Origin of the sequence: Luteibaculum oceani, assembly GCF_007995015.1 — a bacterium.
In the GTDB taxonomy this organism is placed as follows: Bacteria; Bacteroidota; Bacteroidia; order Flavobacteriales_D; family Luteibaculaceae; genus Luteibaculum; species Luteibaculum oceani.
In genome coordinates this window covers 127326-144131 of sequence record NZ_VORB01000009.1, presented here as the reverse complement: position 1 = coordinate 144131, position 16806 = coordinate 127326, and the positions used below count along the sequence as shown (strand labels likewise).

General features: G+C 39.4%; 11 protein-coding genes and 1 tRNA gene. 4 read left to right on the top strand and 8 right to left on the bottom strand.

The annotated features are described in order from the left end of the window. Window positions 1-201: 201 nt before the first annotated feature. Window positions 202-289 (bottom strand) — tRNA-Ser (locus FRX97_RS10365). 190 nt (window positions 290-479) lie between these two features. Between FRX97_RS10365 and FRX97_RS10360 the strand changes: the two genes are divergently transcribed. Continuing rightward, the gene (locus tag FRX97_RS10360; protein WP_170227106.1) at window positions 480-1874 is read left to right on the top strand and encodes a GWxTD domain-containing protein; all 1395 of its coding nucleotides are present in this window, start codon (window positions 480-482) and stop codon (window positions 1872-1874) included. A 27-nt stretch (window positions 1875-1901) separates the two neighbouring features. Beyond that, window positions 1902-2942 carry a glycosyltransferase family 2 protein gene (locus FRX97_RS10355; RefSeq protein ID WP_147015141.1) on the top strand — a complete coding sequence of 347 codons (1041 nt, stop codon included), beginning with the start codon at window positions 1902-1904 and terminating at the stop codon, window positions 2940-2942. Here the strand turns inward: FRX97_RS10355 and aroQ are convergent. Beyond that, window positions 2917-3351: a type II 3-dehydroquinate dehydratase gene (gene aroQ / locus FRX97_RS10350; RefSeq protein ID WP_147015140.1), complete on the bottom strand. Its 435-nt coding sequence runs from the start codon at window positions 3349-3351 to the stop codon at window positions 2917-2919. The genes FRX97_RS10355 and aroQ overlap by 26 nt on opposite strands. 3 nt (window positions 3352-3354) lie before the next feature. Here aroQ and xerD point away from each other — a divergent pair, with 3 nt between their 5' ends. Beyond that, complete coding sequence (gene xerD / locus FRX97_RS10345) at window positions 3355-4254, top strand: site-specific tyrosine recombinase XerD (RefSeq protein ID WP_147015139.1); 900 nt, start codon at window positions 3355-3357, stop codon at window positions 4252-4254. Here xerD and FRX97_RS10340 read toward each other — a convergent pair. The 6 genes from FRX97_RS10340 to FRX97_RS10315 are packed head-to-tail and all read right to left on the bottom strand — an operon-like array spanning window position 4210 to window position 11349. Further along, complete coding sequence (locus FRX97_RS10340; RefSeq protein ID WP_170227105.1) at window positions 4210-5529, bottom strand: hypothetical protein; 1320 nt, start codon at window positions 5527-5529, stop codon at window positions 4210-4212. The two genes, xerD and FRX97_RS10340, sit on opposite strands and share 45 nt — an antisense overlap. Continuing rightward, entirely contained in the window at window positions 5510-6982 is a 1473-nt protein-coding gene (locus tag FRX97_RS10335) for a cellulose synthase family protein (protein ID WP_147015137.1), read from the bottom strand. The genes FRX97_RS10340 and FRX97_RS10335 overlap by 20 nt, the downstream gene beginning before the upstream one ends. Then, window positions 6979-7665, bottom strand: a complete 687-nt coding sequence (locus FRX97_RS10330) for a glycosyltransferase family 2 protein (protein WP_147015136.1) — start codon at window positions 7663-7665, stop codon at window positions 6979-6981. Before FRX97_RS10330 ends, FRX97_RS10335 begins: the two co-directional genes overlap by 4 nt. 4 nt (window positions 7666-7669) lie before the next feature. Beyond that, entirely contained in the window at window positions 7670-9247 is a 1578-nt protein-coding gene (locus FRX97_RS10325) for a 4Fe-4S binding protein (protein ID WP_147015135.1), read from the bottom strand. Continuing rightward, on the bottom strand, window positions 9244-10587 hold the full coding sequence (locus FRX97_RS10320) for an NAD(P)/FAD-dependent oxidoreductase (RefSeq protein WP_147015134.1): 1344 nt from the start codon (window positions 10585-10587) through the stop codon (window positions 9244-9246). Before FRX97_RS10320 ends, FRX97_RS10325 begins: the two co-directional genes overlap by 4 nt. Window positions 10588-10590: 3 nt before the next feature. Beyond that, the gene (locus FRX97_RS10315; RefSeq protein WP_147015133.1) at window positions 10591-11349 is read right to left on the bottom strand and encodes a DUF547 domain-containing protein; all 759 of its coding nucleotides are present in this window, start codon (window positions 11347-11349) and stop codon (window positions 10591-10593) included. Between the two features lie 420 nt (window positions 11350-11769). Between FRX97_RS10315 and FRX97_RS10310 the strand changes: the two genes are divergently transcribed. Next, window positions 11770-16806 carry an HYR domain-containing protein gene (locus FRX97_RS10310; RefSeq protein ID WP_147015132.1) on the top strand — a complete coding sequence of 1679 codons (5037 nt, stop codon included), beginning with the start codon at window positions 11770-11772 and terminating at the stop codon, window positions 16804-16806.

Below are 16806 nucleotides of genomic sequence, written 5' to 3'. Positions count from 1 at the left end.
TTTAATGCCAAAATCAAGGCCTTTAGAGCTCAATTTAGAGGGGTTAGAAAAATCGAATTCTTCCTTTTTAGATTAACCCAGATTTATGCTTAAAAATCTTCAAGTCCACAGATTTATGACTTGATCCAAAATGCTCAAGCAAGCTTGGCATTTTCTTAGAAAGCAAAAAGCCCGTAAAACAATCGTTTTACGGGCTTTTTCTGGCGGAGAGTGAGGGATTCGAACCCCCGGAGGTGTTACCCTCAATGGTTTTCAAGACCACCGCAATCGACCACTCTGCCAACTCTCCGGGGCAAAAGTAGTACTTTTTATTATTCTACAAACTAAAAAACCAATTTCTCTACATTTTTCTCTTAAACGCTATAGTCTTTATCCTTACCTTTACTGGTTGCAACAAAGAAATCATGCGACTTTTTTACCTGGTCACCTTATTAATAATCAGTACTTTAACTTGCTCAGCTCAGCCCCTCGCCTACTATATGAGCGCCCGGTACACTTCACCTAATGGTCAACCTTATTTAGATTTGATCTTTAATATAGACGGACATTCTCTTACTCCACTTCCTTCATCCACAGACTCTACCAAGCAATTTTTAGCGGGGATTTCGGTAAAAATTAAAGACGAACAGGATTCCATTGTAAGCTCATCTATTTCTAAAGTATTATCCCCAAGCTATAGCAATAATGTTCCTGAGAAATTTTTCATGGACCTTATTCGTCTTAATGCAACTTCTGGTATAAATAGCATAGAAATAAGCCTCCTCGATCTGGGATTGGATAGCATGCCGAAAGAAACATCTTTTACGGAAAAGGTGCATATCAAGGCTCCGGGGAACTACGCGGCTTTCTTATCCGATCTCTTATTTATTTCAGAAATAGGAAACCCCATTCCTGGAAGCCCCTTCAATAGAAACGATAGATTGATGCTTCCCTACCTCAATGATTTTTTCCCAACTGAAATGGATAAAATCATTTTCTACACCGAAATCTACAACAGTAAAATGCAGTTTCCGGGCGGGCAATTCGCCTATAGCTACCAAATTGTTCACCCAGAGACTCATGAGGTTTTATTTAATCTGCAAAAAATTAAGCGTGCCCAAGCCAGCGAAGTTGTTCCCGTCGTTGGCTCTTTTAATTTAACCGACGTTCCAAATGGAAAATATCTGCTACAATTTGAAGTAAGAAATACGCTCAATGAAGTGATTGTTTCTCAGCAAAAATCTTTTTTCAGGGAAAACAGTTTGTACCAACCTTCCCTTATTGAAATAGAAGACATTGCCCTTGCCAATTCCTTTATTGGAAAAGTGGAAAATGACAGCTTGCTAAACGATTATATCGCGAGCTGCTACCCTATTGCAGGACAAAACGAAAAACACATCATTATCGATCCTGCAAAAATGCTTCCAGACACCAAACAAAAGCAACGTTTTTTCCTTCAGTTTTGGATGAATCGAAATCAAACCCAACCTAGTATAGCTTGGTACGAGTACAAAAAAGAAGTGGATGCCGTGCAAGAAATGTTTGGAAACAGTATTCGAAGAGGATATGAAACCGACAGAGGTAGAGTTTACTTGCAATACGGAAAACCCTCTTCCAGAATAGAACGACCATCGGATCCAACAGCCTATCCGTATGAAATTTGGCAGTACGATAACATAGCTCAGTTCAATAACATCCGCTTTGTATTCTACAATCCAAGTGTAGCCATAAATGAGTACCGATTACTACACAGCGATATGCGAGGAGAGTTTAGAAACCCCAATTGGGAAATGGAGCTTCAGAAAAGAACTACTCCAACCAACTCTGCAATTCCAGTGAATCCGAGAGGAAATTTCGGAATTAATGCCCGCGACCTATACAATAACCCCCGATAAGCTTATATTTTAGCGAAAACTTTAGCCTTGAAGTACAATTCAGCAGCAGTTATTCTTAATTACAATGGGGTACACTTTTTGGAAAAGTTCCTTCCCAATGTTTTGGAAAATACCAGCGAAAAAACCGAAGTTGTTGTTGTAGATAACGCATCTACAGACAACTCCGTTAAATTCCTTCAAGAGCATTATCCGTCTCTACGCCTGATTGTTCTTCCAAAAAATTACGGCTATGCTGGCGGATATAATTACGGTCTTGCAACGCTAGGATATGAGTTTTTCATCCTCCTCAACAGCGACATAGAAGTCACCAAAAATTGGGACATCCCCTTAATAAATCGCTTAGAATCGGAGCACCATATCACCGCTTGTCAGCCCAAAATTTTAGCCTACGACAACAAGTCGTATTTTGAGTACGCTGGAGGCTCTGGTGGCTTTATAGATAGGGAGTATTTTCCATTTTGCCGAGGAAGGATTTTTGGTGAATTAGAACAAGATTTGGGGCAGTACGACAACGCAAGGGAAGTGTTTTGGGCTAGCGGAGCATGTTTTGCGATAAAAAGCTGGGCTTTCCATAAAGCAAAAGGATTTGATGAAGATTTCTTTGCACACATGGAGGAAATAGATCTTTGCCATCGGCTTAAAAATATGGGCCACAAAATTTATGTGGAACCAAAATCGGTAGTGTACCATGTTGGTGGAGGAACCTTAGCCATGATGAGTCCATTTAAAACCTTCCTCAATTACCGAAATGGACTTAGTCTTCTGGTAAAAAACTATCCCTATTCAGATTTTAAATTCATTCTATTTAAACGTCTCCTGCTCGATGGATTGTCTGCCATAAACTTCGTTCTACGTGGAATACCTAGGCATGCCATAGAAATTTATAAGGCACACCGGGCCTTTTTCAAAGACTGGAAACTGGTTTTAGACAAAAGAGAAAGACTACAGGAAGAGCACAAAGATGTAAATAGAACGGGGGTTTTTAACGGAAGTGCAATCTGGATGTATTTCGTTTCCCGCAAAAGAAAGTTTGGCAAGTTTCCTACCCGCCGCTTTGTGAACGAATAAACTGCATTGCCATGAAGTAGCTCTGGGCTCCAAAACCAGTTATAACTCCTTGGCAAACATCACTCAATAAGGACTCTTTCCTAAACTCCTCCCGAGCAAAAACATTGCTCAAATGAACTTCTATAAAGTTACATGAAACCGCCGAAATTGCATCTCTTATGGCGACTGAGGTGTGGGTATAAGCCGCTGCATTAATAATTCCAAATTCATATTCGTTACCCAATTCTTGGATCTTGTTCACCAATTCCCCCTCACTATTGCTCTGGAAATGAGCAATGGTATATTCCGGATAGGATTGCTGTAAAGAATTTATTATCCCCTCAAGGGTGACATTCCCGTAAATATCGGGTTCCCGCGTGCCCAATAAGTTTAAATTTGGGCCATTAATAATGCAGACTGCTTTTTTCATTCTATGAGTTGGGATCTTTACAAAAGTGGATATAAATCCTTTTTAAAATTAGAAAAATCACTTTCGGATAATACCGTTGAAAATTATCTACGCGATTTAAACAAACTTATAGAGTTTGGCAAAAAAAACAATAAATCTCCGCAAGCATTAGAACTTACCGACTTTAATAAATTCATTACTGAGGTAAATAAAACAGGTATTGCCGCCAGAAGCTTGGCGCGTTTAATTTCCGGGGTAAAATCCTTCTACAACTACCTACTCATAGAGGAAATTATTGAAGACAACCCAACAGAATTACTCGAAAGTCCCAAATTACCCACCTACCTACCCGACACACTATCTGTTGAAGAAATTGATCTACTTATTGAGGCCATAGACCTGAGTAAAAAAGATGGATACAGAAATAAAACGATCATAGAAACCCTGTACGGTTGCGGACTTAGGGTTAGCGAATTAATTGGTCTGAAAATTTCTAATATCAATTTCGAGGAAGATTACATCAAAATAGAAGGTAAAGGAAATAAAGAAAGGTTGGTTCCTCTTGGTTCCACAGCCAAAAAGTTAATTTCGCATTACATTCACGATTATCGAGTTCACACCAATATTGCGGACGGACACGAGGATTTTTTATTCCTAAATAAGAATGGCAAAAAGATCTCTCGGGTTATGATTTTCATGATTGTAAAATCTCTGGCAGAGCGTGCTGGAATTGAAAAGAAAATCAGCCCCCACACCTTCCGCCATTCGTTTGCCTCTCATTTGGTTGAAGGAGGTGCCGATTTACGCGCTGTACAAGAAATGCTTGGCCATGAATCGATCACGACTACCGAGATTTACACGCATTTAGATAGAGATTATTTAAAGTCTACTATCATGGAATTTCACCCAAGAGCCGGTCTTTAATTTGTAAATGAAAGCCACGGCAAAAGGTATCAAGTACTCAAGCCAAATCCACAATCCATACTGATAATTCTGGTAGTAGAAATAACTCAACATTATTGTCCCCGACCAGGCTATAACAAACGGGTTAATCAGAAATATAGAAAAGGAAAGCGGAATTAATAAATACCAGGGGTGAACTGTTGTAGAAAACAATAAAAATATCACCGCTAATACTTGCGCCATAAGCGCCCAATTGGAAGCTCCTTCGTGCTCCTGCTTTTTATGCCATCGATAAATTATGATCCCACCAAAAATTAAGGCCAATAGATTTAGGGTTTTCCCTACGTAAAAAATGGAATTATAGCCTACTATTTGGCTAACCAGGTAATTTACTAACTGGTATATGCTACCATTGAACTCAAAGGTTTCGGAAAACAGTCTAAGGCTGGAAATGAGATTCTCCAAATGGTTTATTTCCCCAATTACAAGCAATGAGCCCAATCCAAGCACCAAGGTTAAAAGGATAAACAAACGTCTAATTTTCCCTCGAAACCAAAGGGTAAAATACAAGAAGATGGGAAGGGTAGAAATCTTCAAAACCACCGAAATTGAAGCCAAAATCCCAGCAAAAACTCTGTTTTTATATGCAATAGCGGCTGCACTTATTGCTATGCAGATTATGATGCCTTCAACATGCAAGTTTCCCAGCCCCTCCAACCAAAGTAAAGGGTTTAAAAACAACCAATTAAGACCAGTTTTTAAGCCATTATTTTCCACTCTCCCAATCGAACAATACGCAAACAGATAAAAGAGTGTAAACAGGACTCGTTGGAAAAATACAAATTGGCCCAAACCTTTAATGCCAAGGTAAAACGGTAGGGCGTAAAACAATTCGTTTAAAGGGGTATAAACCGCAAAGTAGCTTGGTGAATTCATCCCCTCCAGCACCAATATTAATGAAGCATCTACGGAAATAATATCACCCAATTGCTCAGGGGTATACTGGTAAACATTTATCCCTTCGCTAAATACAAACCCATCCCAATAAAAACGATAAAAATCGTCTGACATTATTGGCAAATCCGTGGAGGTTACAACAAGCAGCGCCAGTGAAACAAGAGAAATTTCTAAAAAATGAATCCTGGATTTATTGAGCGCCAAATAATTTGCGAAGGCAATTCCGTACAGCGGAATTATACCCCACATTTCTAACCTTGACCCTGGTATTTTTAACAATAACCCTAGGGTGATTACCCAAAGTGTTAAGAGTAGATATTTAACTCTGAAGCGCCCCATTTAATCGAGGTCTTAGCACAGCTAAGGAATTTGTGGCGATGTAAAAATACCCAACAGCCAACATAGTATGGAAAGGAACCAAACCAAATTCCAAATGGTAAATTCCATAAACCGCGGTAGCTGCGAACATCATTGCCAAACCTAATTCTATCCAGGTAATTGGGGAAATATGTTCCTTAATATAGCTCAACCTAAAGGCAAGTTCATCTTCGGCATCACCCGCCTTTGGCGTTCTAATAAATGGACTCTTCTTACCCATGTAGCCCTCTAATACCGCTATAGCATTGTGCAGACTTAAGCCCATAGATACAGACAAAAAGGTAGGAAATCTCCACCAAAACCCCCTTAAATCTCCTTTAGTTCTTTGGTACGCCGTTGCGTAAATTATACACAAGGCTAAAAGGCTTGAAACAAAAATTCCTGCCCAGTTGAAAAAGCTGCTGTATTCGTTGGTATGAATTTTAATAAACAGGCTTGGAACACTTAAAAGCGCACAACCCAAAATGGCGAGAAATAAAAAGCTGTTAGATAGGTGCACCAGACCATTAATTTTTTGCCAAAACCCAACTTTTGATTTTAGTAAGACAGGAACTAACTTCCTAAGACATTCTGCCCCTCCTTTAGTCCATCTAAATTGCTGACCACGCAAGGCTGCCATATTAGAAGGTAACTCTGCGGGTACTTCAATTTGCTCATCGTACACAAATTTCCAGCCCCTTATTTGAGCCCGATAACTAAGATCTAAATCCTCGGTAAGGGTATCATGACTCCATCCTCCAGAATCGTAGATGCAAGTTTTACGCCACACCCCAGCTGTTCCATTAAAATTTATAAAGGCTTCGGCTGCATTTCTCCCCACCTGCTCAATGGTAAAATGGGCATCTAAGCCGAAAGCCTGCATTTGAGTTAGCAAGGAATCATTTTGATTTATATGTCCCCATCTGGCCTGTACCATTCCAATTTTCTCCGATTGAAATTGTGGAATTGTATTTTTTAAATAATCTGCAGGAGGAATGAAATCGGCATCGAAAATGGCGATAAAAACCCCATTGCACCTATCCATTCCATATTGAAGCGCACCCGCTTTATATCCCTCTCTACTATCTCTTCTTACATGGAGAAAACTGTGTTTCAGCTTAGAATCATTAAGCTTTCTCCCGATAATTTCGGTGGTTTCATCTGTGCTATCATCCAGTATCTGAATTTCTAGCTTCTCTGTAGGGTAATCCAACCGATCAACGGCATCTATCAGTCGCTCCACCACAAATTTTTCATTGAAAAGCGGCAATTGCACGGTAACCATGGGCCAAACCTCGGGTGTAACTATAAAACCACTAGAATTTTTATCCCCTTTATTGGCTCTTTTATAGGCCACCCAGTGTATGAGCTGGAAGCTTACGTATACAGAAATAAAGAGTAATAAAATGCCGTAGGTGGCCAGAATAACTATCATTTGGCGTATTTAAAAATCGTGTAAATAATTTTGTATCCTGCTAAAACCGTTCCTTTTACCGTTCCCGCTATTTTAGAGTGCCCTCTCCTTTGTCGATAGTCTACAGGAACTTCAGAAATGGCCAATTTATGCTTTAAAGCTTTTATCTGCATTTCCACTGTCCAGCCAAAATCTCTATCCTGCATATTTATTTTCTCTAAAGCACTCCAACGAATAGCTCTAAAAGGGCCTAGATCGCTGTAGCGAAAACCATATATCATTCGAATCAAGAAAGTTGCCAACCAATTTCCAAAAACCTGTTGAGGCATCATAGATCCGCTTTCCCTGTTTCCCAATGCACGAGAACCAATTACCATATCGGTTTTATTCGTAATAATAGGCTGGGTAAGATTGGGCATTTGTTCCGGATGATCGCTGTAATCGCCGTCCAAAAATACAAGGATATCAGGAAACTGACCGCTGTTTTTTATTCTTTCTATACCTGCCAAACATGCCGCACCGTACCCACGTTGGTTTTGCTTAACCACTATAGCACCGGCTTCCTTTGCTACCTCTGGCGTTTTATCGGTACTGGCGTTGTCTACAACATATATATTTCTGACTAAATCTTTAGGTATATCATTTATTACCAATCCTATGGCATCCTCCTCGTTTAATGCAGGAATAACAACATCAACTATCAAATCGCTATAAATTCTCTTTTAAATCGAGGGTAACCGTTTTATCGTTGCCAATGATAATAGGATTATTGTTAACCCTTCCCTTTTCGGGACCATTTTCTAGTTTTAGTACCCCTCGAGGGCAAACGGCAGAGCAAACCCCACAACCAACGCAACTCGATCTAACTATGTTCTGACCACGCTGCGCGTACCATCGAACATCAATACCCATTTCGCAATAAGTAGAGCAGTTTCCACAAGAAATACATTGCCCCCCATTAGTGGTTATTCTAAATCGACTTTTAAATCGTTGAACTAATCCAAGGTATGCAGCCAAAGGACAACCAAACCTACACCAAACTCTGTTACCCATCATTGGATAAAAACCAGTGCCAACCACACCAGCAAATGCAGAACCAATTAAAAATCCATAGCTTTTTTGTACATCATAAGTATTTAAGCCTAAAACCGTGCTCGATCCAGAAAAATATGTGTACAAGGTTAAACCGGTCATGATTATGGCGAAGACCAGTACTCCATGAATAGAATAGCGTTCAATTTTCCAGGCCTTTAAAGACTTATCTGAAAGTTGACGGAATGGATCTCCCGCAGTTTCAGCCAAACCACCACAACCACAAACCCAGCTACAATACCATCTTTTTCCATAGAAATAAGTAAATACTGGAACCGCCACTACAACAAGCGCTATGCCCCAAATTAACATGAATAAGCCAAGAGTTCCTTCGGCTACCAATTGGTCTAAATTCCAACCGAAAAAGAAATCATAATCCAAGGGCCATATATTCTTAAAATCCATATAGGGCTTATTGAACCGAACCAATATTTCTGGGATTAAAAAAGCAAAGCTTATTTGAAAGAAAACCACTGAGCCGGTGCGAATCAATTGATATTTATTATGTCGGTATTTAATGGCCATCCTTACCCCCATTACAGCCATTACCAAACAATACATAAAACCATACAAAAACCATTGCGAAGCTGGGTTTCCACTAATCGCAAGGCTGAAGGGATCAACCAGTAAAACCCAATTGACAATGTAGGCTGGAAACCAGTACAATAGGATATAAAACAAGATTAAATAACTCCCCAGAATAATACCTGATACTTTCCCTGAGGTAAGGCCTTGGTGATAGATATGATTATTCTTTATCCCCTTGTATCCCAGCAGTTTAATATTAGGCACGATGTATCCCAAGCCACCAATTATCATTAACCCTATACTTAACAAAAAAGCCATAGCAGGGTAGCTTTTTGCATGGCTTTGAGAAGCATCCTTTACAATTGGAAAAGCGAAAGATTGAGGGTCTTGGTACATTACTTTATCCCATAATTCTGCCTTTTTTAGCGCCTCATTACGCTTTTTATATATATCGGTGATAGCATTACCTAATTGAACTGAAGTTGTAAACTCCATACCAACAACATCCTCAGCCAAAATGTCTCCAAGATTTTCTTTTTGTTGTTCGGAAAGGTGCTTGTCTAAAATTTCGGCATCCACAACAAAGGGACCGGTAAATAACAAGGCATTAAACCAAAACAGGCCTAGAAAAATTAGCAAGGATGATATATGCTTTAATCTTTTCATGAGTTACCTGTTTGAAAAATTTGCAACCAACTTTTTTTCTTTGTTTTGATGTTTGTGCCAAACTGTAGGTTAAATGCACTTACTATATCCTCCTCAAAATGATCGTAAAATTCAGGGTCGAAATTGGCATTTTTGAGCTGGGCTAAAAATTCTTCTACACTCACCTTTTCTCTTAGCCAAGCATCCAGCATTTCGTGCCTTAATCTAAAGCCAAAGCTATTAACTCCCAACAATTTTTTGGTATCGGTCTCAAAGGCTATGCGCAAAGCGATATATTCGGTAGGATGCTGCCAATAAAAGTAACTTTCTCCCTCCTGTGGGTTTGCGGATATTAAACCATAGGTTTGATACTCAATATCCATAAACTTTGCCGAGTTAAACCATGGACCTGGGCTGTATTTGGTAGGTAGGCCGCAAAGAGTTTTTGCCAAAGTCTCCCCCATCATTCTTCCAACATACCATACCGCTTCAGTTGCTCTACGACCCTGGGGTGGATTTTTCAATTGAACACAATCTCCCACTGCATATACATTATTAATATTTGTTTTAAGGAATTCATCCACCAATATTCCTTTATCAATTTCTAGTTCGGTTTCCCTTAAAAAATCAACATTTGGAGACACCCCTGCCGTTAGACCAACAAATTCACAATCTATTTGCTCTCCTGTTTCCTTTATTCGAATGGACTTTACTTTCCCTTGGTCGTCGGGAATAATTTCCTCCAAATTGGAGTTGAACTTTAAATGTACATGGTGATCATTTTTAAAATGGCTGTTTAGCATTTCGCTTTCCTCCGCTGACAACACAGAACCCCAAAAATGTCCCTCTCTAATAACAAAGTATACCTCGATATCTCTACTCCGGAGCATTTCAACAAGCTCAACACCTATTAAACCGCCACCCACCACAACAGCTTTGGAAACACCTGCACTTATTTGCTCGAGATATTCTAAATCCTGGAGACTATACAAGGTTCCAACTCCTTCTAAATCCTGGCCAGGCCAACCAAATTTATTGGGCTTACTACCCGTTGCCAAAACCAAATAATCGTAATAAACATTGGAATGACCTTTTAAAGTTAATTCCTGAGTAGAAAAATCAATGTTTGTAACCTCAGCTTGGATAAGGTTGATATTATTCTTTTCCCAGAAAAAATCTTCATAGGGTTTGGTATGTTCAAATCTCATGTGGCCCATGTATATGTACATGAGTGCAGTGCGCGAAAAGAAATATTTACTTTCCTTAGAAATTACCGTGATATTCGCTTCACTATCTCGCTTACGGATATGTCGTGCGGTGGTTATTCCGGCAATACCATTCCCAATAATTACATAATCCACAACCTACTCGTTTAAAGACCAATTGTACTCTAAATAATCGATATCGGCATCCTTATTAAGCTTTTTGGGAGCATAACGATTTATAAATGAAATAAGACTTTCGTTTTTGGTAAAATCACCGGTAAACCATTTAAACAATTTAGATAACTCCGCTTTTTCTGCGCTCAAAAATTTGTTTTTAGAGGTATCTGCTAAAAAACTCTTAGTTTGATCGCTAAGTTGTGCGTTTAACTTTTTACCCTCGTAGGCCTCATTCCTAAGTTTTGGACAGGAAATTGAAGCACAGTTAACTGCAAAATGAATGCGAGGTTCATTAAAATACTTTCTAAGAATACCGTGCTCCAAATTGTTTAGGTCGAACACCTCGCCTCCTATTGCTATAAATTTAATATCCCATGAACTATTGATAAAAGGAATTTTCCCGCCTATATCCTTAATGCTCTCCACCGGATAATTTCTAATTATCAATTGAACGGTGAAGGCATTGTATGCGTTAATCCAATAGGCAATCTGATCTTCCTTTGTCCATTTAGTTTCGTGAGGAGGATTTTTTGAAAGCGTTTCCAGATAGCTGTTAAGCTTGGTACTGTCTCCTATAAATCCGCGGTAATTTACTTTTCCTTTTTCATCTACATTTTTACTCAAAAGCTCTGTCCAAACCGCATGGCTCGGAGGTTGATGCGCTTGAAATTTAAAATTGTAGGATTGTGCATTTCCACATTGATAAAACAGGGTAATAGCAAATAAAATTATAAACCTCATTTTTAATTGGGATTTTAGACTAACATACGGTATTGCTACAAACTGGATGTACGATTTGCAAAAAGTTAACTAATGACCAGGGATATAAAAAATTATGTGATTTTCCTCAAGTCTTGTAATTACAAGGCCTTTGAAGTTTTGAACAGCACACCTTGGATTACTTGTAAAGACTTAAAAAATATCGCTTTGTACAAAATCCGACAATCACAACGGCAGTAATAGATACAGGGGGATATAAGCAAATGAAATCAGACCACATCTCAGTTAAAAATCAACCCTAAAAAACCAGCTGTTTCCCTTGATAGACGGGCAAAGTAAAAAAAGTCTACAAAATTTCGCCCGCTTAATTTAATTTATAATTTTGTTCGCTGTTATAATGCATAAAAAGCGCCCAACAACGAAAAATTAAAATTAACTGACATGAGGAAATCGCTACTGTTATTGCTCGGCCTTACCACTTGGTGTGTAAGTGCTTTTAGCAATAATTATGTCTTATCTAAAAATCACAGTTTAGATGCGACAGAACAAACCCAAACAAACCAAAGCATTGTAAAGAACGGAAACTCCGTTTTTGCGAAATTCCTTCGCAACGAATTGGTTATGGCCAATAACGTTCAACAATGTGACGGAGCTAAGTTTTTTAACGCAGCCTCTGGTACATGTGAAAACACTCAAATTACTTGGAATATTCCTTTCTCTGGGGACGGAGAAGCGCTTGAAGCTGGGTATCCAAGAGTGGTAGACCTTAGCACCAATGCTGTACTTCCAGTTAATCCTAACACTCAACCCATTACCTTACCGGTTGGGCGTTACGAAATTCAATACGTATTCGAAGTAGATGACGTTTGTATTATACCTGTTACGGTAAGAGATAGACAAGCACCACTTTACGATCCTAACACAGGATGTAATGAAATCTACGCTTTAACGACAGATCCAAACGAATGTTTTGCAACCCTTCCTGCTAACACAGTTCAAATCCCAACAGGTTCTGATAACTGTCAAGCACAATCTAAGCCAAAAGTTATTTGGTCTGTTGTAGACTTATTTGACGGTGTTATTACCGATACGGTATTGGCTGACGCTGCTGGATTCCTTCCTGATACTATTCAGTTTGGTGAAGGAATTAACGTAGTATCTTTTGTATTAGTAGATTCTACTGGAAACGCAGTTCCTTGTACTGCTGAGGTTACTGTTACCGATGACAACGTTCCTGTTTTTGTTGATAACGCAGGTACTCCAGTTGATACATCTGATTTCGGATACTCAACTCTACTTTTAGAAACTGATTCTGCATTCTGTTACGCAATTGCTGACATCGACCTTCCAAACGGTATTGATACTTGTTTTGGAAACCTTGATGTTTTTTACACCATTTTTGATGATGCAGGTGATACCCTAGATTTTGGGATCGGCGATATTTCGAATTTCCAATTCCCTAAGGGAACTTCAACAATTTTAGTTGAAACAACCGACGGAATATTCTTCCTAAGGTTCGCTTTCGACGTAGTTGTAACTGATTTTCAAGGTCCAATCCTATCGGACTGTATTTCAGATTTCGCAGTTGATTTCCACACCTCTAATAACGGTGCGGGTGACTGTTTAGCTGAGGTTACTTTTAACGAATTCACAGCTACCGACAACTGTCCAGGTGCTATTTCTAAGTCTTGGTTCATTTTAGATAAAGACACTACCGCTCCTATTCTAGCTGGAAATACTTTCCCAGTTGTTGCAACACTAGAGCCAGATACTTTTGTATTAGCATTTGGTGCTGAGGATGCAGATGGAAACCTTTCTGAACTATGTTTCGCGAGATTTGCGGTACTTGACGACGAAACTCCACAAATTGTTAGTGCTCCAACAGGAAACCAAAACTTAGTTGTTGATGCAAACTGTGAGGCTGACTACACCATTACTGTTCCTAACATCTCAGATAACTCTACTGGATGTGCTGGTCCTGGTATCATGGGTGGTTTCTTTGCATACTACACCATTACTAATGTAAGCGGCGGTGATACCATTAAAATGGACACTGTTGCTCCAGGAACCCTTAATGTTACTGAAACATTTGGTTTAGGTGACTTCATCGTTACTTGGTCTGCAGAAGATTTCAGCGGAAATGCTTCTCTAATTGAATCGTACCAAGTTACAGTGGAAGACGATATTGATCCTACAATTAACGCAGCGGTTTTCTCTGGATCAACCGATACCACTATAATGATGAGTAGCTACACTTCTGCATTTGTAAATAACGGATGTGGAATTAGATTTACTATCCCAGCTGTAACAGTTGATGACAATTGTTCTATTGCTTCTGTAACAGCTAGCAGCGGTTCTCTTGATGGCACATATGCTTTAACTGACACTTTAGTTAAAGGTGTTAACTCTTTTGAATACACCGTAGTAGACGGAAGCGGAAACGAAGCTTCAGCAACGGTAAATATTACTGTTGTTGATGACATCGCTCCTAAATTAAATGGAGACTTCGCTTATCCTAACATCAATGAGCCTGCTCCTCTTGGAAAATGTTCTTTTACTAAATCTTGGAAGATTCTTAACTTCTTCAAACCAACTGATAACTGTGCTGGCGAGCTAGACTCTTTATATGTTGTAGTAACTTATGATATGTCTGGAGCTGCTACCATTGACACTTTGGTTCAAAACAAGATTGCTAACATCGGTTCTCAGCAAGCTATTTCGGTAACTTTCCCTGGACCTAATAAGCAACACCTTGTAGAAGTATACGCAACTGATAAGAGTGGAAACAGTGTGAGCAAGTCTTTCCAAGTTTCTACTATTGATGATCAAGCGCCAGTTATTTCTTTCCAAGATACCTTAAGAGTATTTGTTAACTCTGTTAACTGTACTTCGGGTAGAGATACGGTAATTATTACTAATGATCTTGTTTCTGATAACTGTACCGATGACGCTACACTTATCGCTAACATGACCAACTCAGTAACTCCAGCATTAGGAGATACCCTTTACCTTGATTTCACTATCGATCCTAACCCATTCCACCCTGTTAGCATTACTACTGCTGATGAGGTTGGAAACGTATTTACTAAGAACTTTATCGTTCATATCGTGGATACCCTTCTTCCAGGTGTAGATTTAACTCCACTTGATACTGTTGTTAACGACTTTAATCTTTGTGTTGGAACTACTAAGGTTTTTGCCCCTGTAGGAACTGATGCTTGTGGTATCAAGTCTATTGAATACAACATTAACAACGCTGGATTTGTAACTCTAGGAAATGGAGTTACCGATTTCGACTTTACTTTCCCACAAGGAAGCAACGATATCGTATGGCAAGTAACCGATAGCAATGACAACGTATCTATCGATACCCAAAAAGTTGTTGTTATTGATGCTGAAGCTCCAATGATTGATGCGATTGCTGATATCGATCTTGTAACCAACCCTGGTGAGTGTGGAAGAATGATTACTGTTCCTTTCCCAACTGTTACGGACAATTGTCAGTTAGACTCAGCGTACTTTACGTTCTCTGACAATAACGGAAACGACACCATTCTTGCTAACTCTACCGACTTAATGATGACCATTGAGCCAGGATTTGTTTACACTGGTATGGTATACGCAGTTGACGTATTTGGAAATGTAGACTCTACTTCTTTCGATGTAATGTTGAGAGATGTTGAAGCTCCTTCTATTACTTGTCCTCAGGGAAGTATTACTATACAAGCTAACACTCCTGATTGTGAGGCTGTAGTAACACTTACTGATGAGTTTGATTTCAATCCATCTGATAACTGTGGAGATTTCGCTCTAATAGGATTCGACGGAATTAACTTCTTCGATCCTTCAATGGATCACACCTTCCCCGTTGGAATTACCAATGTTAAGGTATACATCGCGGATGCATTTGGAAATGTAGACAGCTGTACGTTCAACACTGTAGTTGAAAACAACATCGAGTCTCATATTTTCGACTTCCCAACCGATACTGTACTTCTAACTACTGCTAACGAATGTTCTAAGCGTTATTTCTGGTCTGAGCCAAGAATAATTGGAGGAACTTGTAATGGTGAAACTATCGAGGTAAGTAAAGACTTCAACTCTGGAGATCAATTCCCTATCGATACTACCGTTGTTACTTATACTTTCGTTAGAAAAGACGGGGCTGGAACTACACTTGAAACTTATACTAGAAGCTTTAGCATTGTTGTTCAAGACAAGCAAGCTCCTGTAATGACTCAGGTTCCTGCAGACAGAACACTACAAGTTGGTGCCGACTGTTTAGCTGAGCTTCAGTACTCTGATATTGACTACCAAGATAACTGTGATGCTCAAGGATTAGTAGTAACTATCGCCGATAGCTTAAGATCAGGTTCTAAACTTGGTGTTGGAGTTTACGAGGTAGAAATTACCGTTACAGATAAGTCTGGTAACTCAGTTACTGAATCGTTTACTGTTACTGTAGTGGATAACAGAGCTCCTGTAGTTACTGTACCAACTGAAGTTGTAAACGTTTGTGGAACAAACTTCAATCCTGCTTCTTACGCAACAGCAACTGACAACTGTGGAATATCTTCTTTCACTGTGACTCCTGCTGCAACTGCTGGATTAAATACCTACACTGCAACTGCAGTGGATGTAAATAATAACACAACCGTTAAGACTTTCCAGATTAACGCAATTGAGAACAACACAGCTGTTATTACTGGCGCTCCTACTGAGGAAGTGTGTGAAGGTTACGTTGCTAACTTAGTAGGTACTACTCCTGGAGCTGGTCAAACTGGAATGTGGACGTCTGCAGCTGGAAATGTTGTTATCGACAACCCAAGTTCACCAAGCACTGCGGTTACCTTTAACAATCCAGGTACATACGTTGTAACTTATACACTTGATAACTCAGGTGCTTGTCCTAACTCTTCTGCTTCTGTAACAGTAGTGGTACTAGAGGATGTTCAAGCTGAAGTAGACGCTCCTACCCTTTCTGCAACCAACGGTGAGGTTACTTTAAATGGTAACGATGCTCCTGGTGTAGATAACGGAACTTGGTCTACTACTAACACAACTGCAAACATCTTGGATGTTAACGATCCTAACTCAAGAGTAATCAACATCAACTCTCAAACTGAGTTTACATGGACTATTGACATTCTTGGATGTACTCCTAGCTCTGCTACCGTAACAGTTCTTGTTCCTGCATTGAGAGTAGAAACTGGATTTACTCCAGGTGCTGCTACCAACCAATACTGGGATCTAAGTAACGTTACTAGCAACGATGATTACGCTAATGGAACGGTTACCGTGTTCAACAGATGGGGTAGCAAAGTATTTGAATCAACTATTTCTGAGTACAACGGAAATGGAAGATGGGACGGTACTTTTGAAGGAAGCGATTTACCAACTGCTTCTTACTACTTCGTAATCGATCCTAATAAAGACGGTGTAGAAGTATTAACCGGACACGTAACAATTATTAGATAA

Bases quoted from the DNA above. Each gene is read 5' to 3' on its own strand.
- FRX97_RS10360 (WP_170227106.1), top strand. From the start codon at position 480: ATGAGCGCCCGGTACACTTCACCTAATGGTCAACCTTATTTAGATTTG.
- aroQ (WP_147015140.1), bottom strand. From the start codon at position 3,351: ATGAAAAAAGCAGTCTGCATTATTAATGGCCCAAATTTAAACTTATTG.
- xerD (WP_147015139.1), top strand. From the start codon at position 3,355: ATGAGTTGGGATCTTTACAAAAGTGGATATAAATCCTTTTTAAAATTA.
- FRX97_RS10340 (WP_170227105.1), bottom strand. From the start codon at position 5,529: ATGGGGCGCTTCAGAGTTAAATATCTACTCTTAACACTTTGGGTAATC.
- FRX97_RS10335 (WP_147015137.1), bottom strand. From the start codon at position 6,982: ATGATAGTTATTCTGGCCACCTACGGCATTTTATTACTCTTTATTTCT.
- FRX97_RS10325 (WP_147015135.1), bottom strand. From the start codon at position 9,247: ATGAAAAGATTAAAGCATATATCATCCTTGCTAATTTTTCTAGGCCTG.
- FRX97_RS10315 (WP_147015133.1), bottom strand. From the start codon at position 11,349: ATGAGGTTTATAATTTTATTTGCTATTACCCTGTTTTATCAATGTGGA.
- FRX97_RS10310 (WP_147015132.1), top strand. From the start codon at position 11,770: ATGAGGAAATCGCTACTGTTATTGCTCGGCCTTACCACTTGGTGTGTA.